This is a genomic window from uncultured Roseibium sp. (assembly GCF_947499295.1).
Classification (GTDB): Bacteria; Pseudomonadota; Alphaproteobacteria; order Rhizobiales; family Stappiaceae; genus Roseibium.
Genome location: NZ_CANMNP010000060.1, coordinates 1 through 5291, shown reverse-complemented (window position 1 = coordinate 5291; position 5291 = coordinate 1). Strand labels below are relative to the sequence as shown.

Sequence of the window (5291 nt, the reverse complement as noted above, 5' to 3'; positions counted from 1 at the left end):
CCCGTGGCAAGCAAGCACGGAAAACCTCCAGTGCCAGTTCGAAATCCCGTTCTGTCATTCTTGTACACATCGCCGTCTTCCAAATCACGTCGGCAACCTATGAATCACTTTGAAATCAAATCCGGAATCCCAAAACATATACCTGAGTCAATTCGTCCACACGGCCTAGCATTCTTTGATGGAAAACTTCTGCGCCTTCCCATTCTGTGACGGGTCCTTGCAGTCCTTTGTCGAGTTCAGCATTGAGCTGATCGATCGACATACCGACACGAGATTCAAGATCGGCTGACAAATCACCTTCCATTTGACGCAGAGCAACGGTGACAAAATCCTCCGCTGAGCGGACTTTGCCTTTAGCCACAACGCGATCCACGATGGTCTCTTGATCTGGTGTCAGTCGCATAGTCATGTTTCTATCATAAGAAATCTGATTGAAAACTACCAGCAAAATAGGGCAAGCGGATTTTGGCGGGTTTGAAAATGGTGCCATCTTCGGCTGCATAGCTGGAAAGCGTATGCCTTTTCGCGATTGATCATTCTCAAACAACACTACTCAGTCTGATCCTCCCCCTTTGAAGTGGTCTGCCATTATGTTTAGGAAAACGGAGGATCACGACTGTTCTGCGAATTAACATGCCATGACCGGCCGTTTTCACCACCATGAGGCGCATTTCTGTCGTTCATTACCTAAGATTTAATTATGCAACCAAAAGTAATTAGCGTTCTATTTAAGGTGTACCGTGATCTTTCAATTAGTTATTATTAAACGTTATTTAACGGTGGGTGAGTTTGAGTAAGAACGCGGCACGCATTTGAGCGATCAGGTTTATGTGTAGCCGCCCGAAACTGAAACTCGATAGTCAGCTTGTAAGAAGCACTACGCTGCCTGTGTATTAATTGCAGGTAAGAGTGTTGATATCGATGCGATGGTTTATCGGATTAACCCATTGGAGTGGGGCCATGCAGTTGAGCAGTGATACTAGAACTGAGGATCGAAAGCAGCCTAGGGGGTCTTTGAGTATCGGCGCAAAGATCATGACCATTGTTGGAACCTGCCTAGCGGGGCTTGTCATGGTGGCTCTGATTGGTCTGTGGCAGCTCAACACTATTGGTGTTTTGATCGAGGATGTCGCAAATAAAGATGTTCCTCTTACAAATGCTGTGAGCCAGATCACGACGCATCAACTCGAACAGTCGATCAATCTCGAACGGGCCTTTCGGGCTGGTGTCTTGTTGGATCGGCATACGGAGGGGCGCGCGGATTTCAATCAAGCCAATGAAGTATTCGCAGCATATGCCGAGAAAGTTGATCGCGAGATCATCGAGGCTCAAGAACTTGCCAGAGCTGCTCAGGCAACGGCTCATTCTGACCACGATAGGGCCGAGTTTCAAAAGGTTTATAACGCCTTCAGCGTGATTGCGAAAGAACACAAAGCTTATTACGAGCACGCACTGCAAGTATTCAAGCTCATTCAATCCGGGCAAATTGAACAGGCGCTCACCTTGCATTCCACGATCGAGGCAGAAGAAACCAAGCTCAATCATGAGCTGGAAACCTTGGTCATGGAACTGGGGACGTTTACTCTGCGTGCCGCACAGGCTGCCCTGGAAGCCGAACAGTTTGCGCTGAGAGCCATCCTGATAATTGCTACAATAGTTTTTGTTGCATCTCTGGGGTTCGCGTTTCTCCTGGTTCGCAAAGCGATCACGCGGCCACTGGCCGACGTGGTGGCTGGCATAAGTGCGCTCACAAAAGGAAATTTCGGCTTGGACGTTAAGGTCCATGCGCAAGATGAGATTGGCGAAGTGGCGATCGCCTATCAGACTTTTCGCCAAACTATGATCCGTTCAAAAGAAATGGAAGAGGAACAAGCGCGTGAGCGTCAATTCGAAGCAGAGCGCCAGAAGAAAATGTCGAATGCTTCAAACCGATTTATTGCCAATATCGGCACGATTGTCGAGACAGTTTCCTCCGCTTCGGCCGAACTGCAAACCACAGCTCAATCCATGTCCAGCATCGCGGAAGAAACCAGCAGTCAGGCCACTTCTGTCGCCGCTGCAACTGAGGAGGCCTCTACAAATGTGGCAACGGTTTCTTCTGCAACCGAAGAACTCTCCAGTTCAATCGGAGAGATTAACGCGCGTGTGTCAAGCGCTTCTTCAATCTCGCAGGAAGCCGTTGAAAAGGTTTCTGTAACCGGCGGACAGATGGACAAGCTTGCACAAACCGCCGAAAAAATCGGTGAGGTCATTTTGATGATCTCTGACATTGCGGAGCAGACGAATTTGCTCGCCTTGAATGCAACGATTGAATCCGCCAGGGCTGGAGAGGCGGGGAAAGGTTTCGCGGTTGTTGCAAGCGAAGTCAAAGCGCTGGCCAGTGAGACCGCGAAGGCGACTGACAATATCTCCGGGTTGATCAAGGACATCCAGGACCAGACCACCGCTTCTGTCGCGTCGATTGAGGAAGTCGGTAAAATAATTTCCAGGATTAATGAAACATCGGCCGAAATCTCAGCAACGATGGCGCAGCAAGATGCTGCTACCAGAGAAATAGCTGTCAACGTTACCGAAGCATCCCGCGGCACTCAGGCAGTTGCGGAAAATATCACCGGCGTCACCCAGGCGTCCCAGGAAACGGGGACGGCAGCAAGTCAGGTAACGATGGCAGCCGGCGAGTTTTCAGAACAGGCTTCCAAGTTGAAAATTGAAGTAGATGGTTTCCTGGCAGAAGTGCAAGCGGTTTAGCCCTGAATTGGGGTAGTTTGAACAGCCTACGAAGGCGAACACTCGTAACGCATCATATATGGTAGGGGTTATCAGTCTCGACTGGGTTTATCGTAAGCGTTGCGCCGACCGCACACTTACGTGATAGCGCCTGATCTGCGATTCAGAGCTTTCTTTGATTTGAAGGGAGTTTCTGTATGGGAGCTACAAGCGAGTTTCTGGCAAGGGTGCCTCGTCGTGCAGACGGCAAGCGGTATGAGTTGATCCCCAGCACGGTGTCTGACTGGCGGCGGATGGCGCGGCAAGGCAAGTTGGTTCTGCGCAATTTGGAGGGCATAGACTTTGTGCCGGTTGAAGTTGAGATCCCTGCGCTTGTTGACCAGCCTTTGCCCGCCAGCACGATTGACGTGATCAAAGGTGATGTAACGGTCCGCCTTGATGCTGCGACGCCAGCGGCACGGATCGCCGAGATCGCACGGGCTTTGGCACCGTGATCATGCCATCCCACAAGGTCCGGTTTTTTGTAGCCAGTGATCCGGTCGACTTCCGCAAAGGCCATGACGGTCTCGCGGCTCTGGTGCAGAGCCACTTGCGCCAGAAGCCGTTTGATGGGTCGGTCTATGTGTTCCGGGCCAAGCGGTCGGATCGGCTGAAGCTGATCTACTGGGACTGCAGTGGTCTGGTGATGGCGTATAAGCGGCTTGAGGATAATAGCTTCAAATGGCCCACAATCAAGAACGGGGTGATGCGCCTGGAACCGGCGCAGTTTGAGGCTCTGTTCGCAGGTCTGGATTGGCAGCGCGTGCAGCCTCTTGAGGTGGTGGCTCCTTCTGCGGCGGAATGACTCATGGCGCCATTTGCGCGGGCCATTCTACCCTTGTTTTGCTATTGAAACAGGCATGAGTGTGCCTGACAAATTGCCAGATGATATTGCCGAGCTGAAGGCGATCATCCGTGCGCAACAGGATCAAAATACACGGCTTGAGGCACTGGTCGCCTCCTTCAAGAAAGCGCTCTTTGGGGCCAGGTCGGAGAAGATCGACCCCGGTCAATACGAGCTGGAATTGGAGGATATCGAAACCGCCATCGCCAAGGTCGAAGCCGAGGTGGATGCAGATGAGCGCACAGCGCCTGTGCGCCCACCAAGGCCGCGTCAGACCAACCGGGGGTCGCTGCCCAAGCATCTGGAGCGGGTGGAAGTGGTTCTTGAGCCCGAACTCTCTTGCGGGTGCGGGGCCGAGCGTCATGTCATCGGCGAGGATGTCAGCGAGCAGCTGGATGTCATCCCTGCCCAGTTCAGGGTGATTGTGACCCGACGCCCGAAATACGCCTGTCGGTCCTGTGAAGGCGGGGTCACTCAGGCTCCGGCACCGGCCCACATCATCGCAGGCGGCATGCCGAACGAATCCACTTTGGCCCATGTGATCGTCTCCAAATACGCCGATCACTTGCTCCTTTATCGTCAGGCGCAAATCTACAGCCGCCAAGGGATGGATCTGGATCGCTCGACCTTGGCCGCCTGGGTCGGCAAGTCCGCGTTTGAATTGACCGCGGTCTATGATGCCCTGATGGCTGATCTGAAGCGCTCGACCAAGCTCTTCATGGACGAAACACCCGCGCCGGTTCTGGCGCCGGGGCGCAAGCGGACCAAAACAGGATACTTCTGGGCGCTGGCCCGCGATGACAGGCCATGGGGCGGTGATGATCCACCCGCAGTGGCCTTCACCTATGCGCCGGGACGATCTGGCCAGCATGCAGACACTATTTTGAGGGGCTTCGGCGGAGTGCTGCAAGTGGATGGCTATGCTGGATATAACCGCCTGCTCAAACGCCCGGCGCAGGATGTGAGCCTGGCCTATTGCTGGGCTCATGCCAGGCGCAAACTACACGACCTCACCCAATCCGGCGCGGCCCCAATCGCGCAAGAAGGCTTGGCGCAAATCCAGGCGCTCTATCGCATCGAAAAAGACCTGCGCGGCCTAACCGCCGACCAACGCCATGCTGCCCGTCAGGACCGCTCCCAACCCATCATCGATGCCTTCGAGCTTTGGCTTGCCCAAAACCGAGCCCGCGTCTCGGCCAAATCCCCAACCGGAGAAGCCCTGAAATACATCGCCAAATACTGGGACGGGCTCTGCCTGTTTCTCACCGACGGCCGCATCGAGTTGGACAACAACGCCGTCGAGCGTACCATCCGCACAATCGCCCTCAATCGGAAAAACGCGCTCTTCGCCGGCCATGAGACCGGCGCACAAAACTGGGCAATCATCGCGTCGCTGATCGAAACATGCAAACTCAACGGGATCGAGCCTCACGGCTATCTGTCAGGTATCCTGACCGCAATCGCACAGGGGTATAAACAGATGGACATCAACGAACTGCTGCCCTGGAACTACGCAAAGACCGTGTGACCGGCGCACCGCTTACGATCCGCTCCAAAGGACTGTTGGTCCTGATCTTGCGCCAATGGCTGTCGGGAAAGCTGTAATAGGTCAGCGTCTCTCCAATGCTCTCCACCGGCCCCCGGCAAGCATCGGAGATGATCAGCTTCACACCGCTCAACC

General features: G+C 53.9%; 5 protein-coding genes and 1 pseudogene. 4 read left to right on the top strand and 2 right to left on the bottom strand.

Annotation, left to right across the window (positions count from 1 at the left end):
* Positions 1–115: 115 nt before the first annotated feature.
* The gene (locus tag Q0835_RS29295; RefSeq protein ID WP_298966912.1) at positions 116–490 is read right to left on the bottom strand and encodes a hypothetical protein; all 375 of its coding nucleotides are present in this window, start codon (positions 488–490) and stop codon (positions 116–118) included.
* 545 nt (positions 491–1035) lie between these two features.
* Here Q0835_RS29295 and Q0835_RS29290 point away from each other — a divergent pair.
* From Q0835_RS29290 to Q0835_RS29275, 4 genes are all read left to right on the top strand, one after another.
* The gene (locus Q0835_RS29290) at positions 1036–2748 is read left to right on the top strand and encodes a methyl-accepting chemotaxis protein (RefSeq protein ID WP_298966909.1); all 1713 of its coding nucleotides are present in this window, start codon (positions 1036–1038) and stop codon (positions 2746–2748) included.
* Between the two features lie 176 nt (positions 2749–2924).
* Entirely contained in the window at positions 2925–3221 is a 297-nt protein-coding gene (locus Q0835_RS29285) for a hypothetical protein (protein WP_298966907.1), read from the top strand.
* A 2-nt stretch (positions 3222–3223) separates the two neighbouring features.
* The gene (tnpB, locus tag Q0835_RS29280) at positions 3224–3571 is read left to right on the top strand and encodes an IS66 family insertion sequence element accessory protein TnpB (protein ID WP_298966905.1); all 348 of its coding nucleotides are present in this window, start codon (positions 3224–3226) and stop codon (positions 3569–3571) included.
* Positions 3572–3626: 55 nt separating this feature from the next.
* Positions 3627–5138, top strand: coding sequence for an IS66 family transposase (locus Q0835_RS29275; protein WP_298966903.1), 1512 nt, complete (start codon positions 3627–3629; stop codon positions 5136–5138).
* On the opposite strand, the pseudogene Q0835_RS29270 reads toward Q0835_RS29275, so the two are convergent.
* Positions 5098–5291, bottom strand: a pseudogene (locus tag Q0835_RS29270) (hypothetical protein); the annotation flags it as partial. The gene Q0835_RS29275 and the pseudogene Q0835_RS29270 overlap by 41 nt on opposite strands.